Raw genomic sequence first — 1515 nt, 5'->3', positions numbered from 1 at the left:
GGGGATGTAGAAAGATTTGTGTGAAAACAAATCTACTACATCCTTTTTTGCATTATCTAATGGTAGATTTGGAATAATATTCTTAAAATAAAGGAGGATTCCAAAATGAAGGAAATAGAAATACCTAATATAAACTATCAAGAAGAAGTTAAAAAGTGTAAGACTATGGAAGACGTAGTTGGTAAAAATGGATTGATGCAAAAATTGTTTAAAGATGTTATTCAACAACTTCTAGAAGCTGAAATGGATGAATCATTAGGGCGTGAAAGGTATGAAAGAATAAACGATGATGAAGAGAAAAACTACAGAAATGGTTATTCTAAAAAGAACGTAAGAAGCAGTTTTGGAGAGGTAGAACTTGACATTCCACGTGATAGAAAATCTAAGTTTGAGCCGGTAACTATAAGAAAGTATCAAAATGAATGTAGTGAATTAGATAAAAAGATAATTGGACTATATGCTAGAGGCATGTCAACTAGAGACATTCAAGCCGAACTAGAAGAGTTATATGGAATAGATGTATCTCCAAGTATGATATCCAATATAACTGATAAAGTAATGGCTTCCGCCGCCGAATGGCAAAATAGAATGCTAGATGATATTTATCCTATAGTATACATGGATGCTATTCATTTTAAAGTAAGAGACGATCATAGAATTGTTACAAAGGCGGCTTATATATGTATGGGAATTGACATGGAAGGCTATAAAGATATTTTAGGAATATGGATTGGCGAGGCTGAAGGAGCTAAATTCTGGTTAGGTGTCTGCAATGATTTAAGCAATAGAGGTGTTAAAGATATATTTATAGCATGTATGGATGGCTTGAAGGGATTACCTGATGCCATAAGAACTGTATTTCCTAATGTATGTATTCAAAGCTGTATAATTCACCAGATTAGAAATTCTATGAGATATATACCTTATAAAGATAGAAAAGAATTTATGGTAGACCTAAAGAAGGTATATAAGGCATCAACAGAAGAAGTAGCGCTAGCGCAGCTCGATTTGTTAAAAGAGAAATGGGATAAAAAGTATTCAAACGTGATAGATTCATGGTATGTAAACTGGGATAAACTTTCAACTTTTTTCTCATTTACCGAAGGCATAAGAAAGATGATATACACAACCAATGCGTTAGAAGGATTCAATAGACAGCTTAGAAAGTTTACTAAAACTAGAACAGTATTTCCGACAGATGATTCTCTTAGAAAATCATTGTATTTGGCAACTGATGTAGTTATGAAGAAGTGGACTTCACCAGTTCCAAATTGGGGCATAATTTTATCTCAATTTATGATAATGTTTGGTGAGAGAATTAATAAAGATGATATAATTTAAGCTTGTACTTTTTCTTGAATTAATGTATATAAAACCTATTTTTACAAAAGATAAAAACATAATACAACTTAGTATTAGTATTTCAATTAATGTATAAAAATATAACTGGAAAGCAAATTTCCAGTTATATAAATGAACATAATTTATAATTCACACAAAATTTTTCACATTCTC

1 protein-coding gene is annotated in these 1515 nt (G+C 31.0%); it reads left to right on the top strand.

The genetic code is table 11. The features are described 5' to 3' along the window. Positions 1-105: 105 nt before the first annotated feature. Positions 106-1341: an IS256 family transposase gene (locus L1S49_RS23060; RefSeq protein WP_238907697.1), complete on the top strand. Its 1236-nt coding sequence runs from the start codon at positions 106-108 to the stop codon at positions 1339-1341. The last annotated feature ends 174 nt before the right edge of the window (positions 1342-1515 follow it).

Source organism: Clostridium sp. YIM B02506 (genome assembly GCF_022324845.1).
Lineage (GTDB): Bacteria > Bacillota > Clostridia > Clostridiales > Clostridiaceae > Clostridium_T > Clostridium_T intestinale.
The sequence above is the reverse complement of the archived record's forward strand: the minus strand, read 5'-3'. Positions and strand labels throughout refer to the sequence as shown.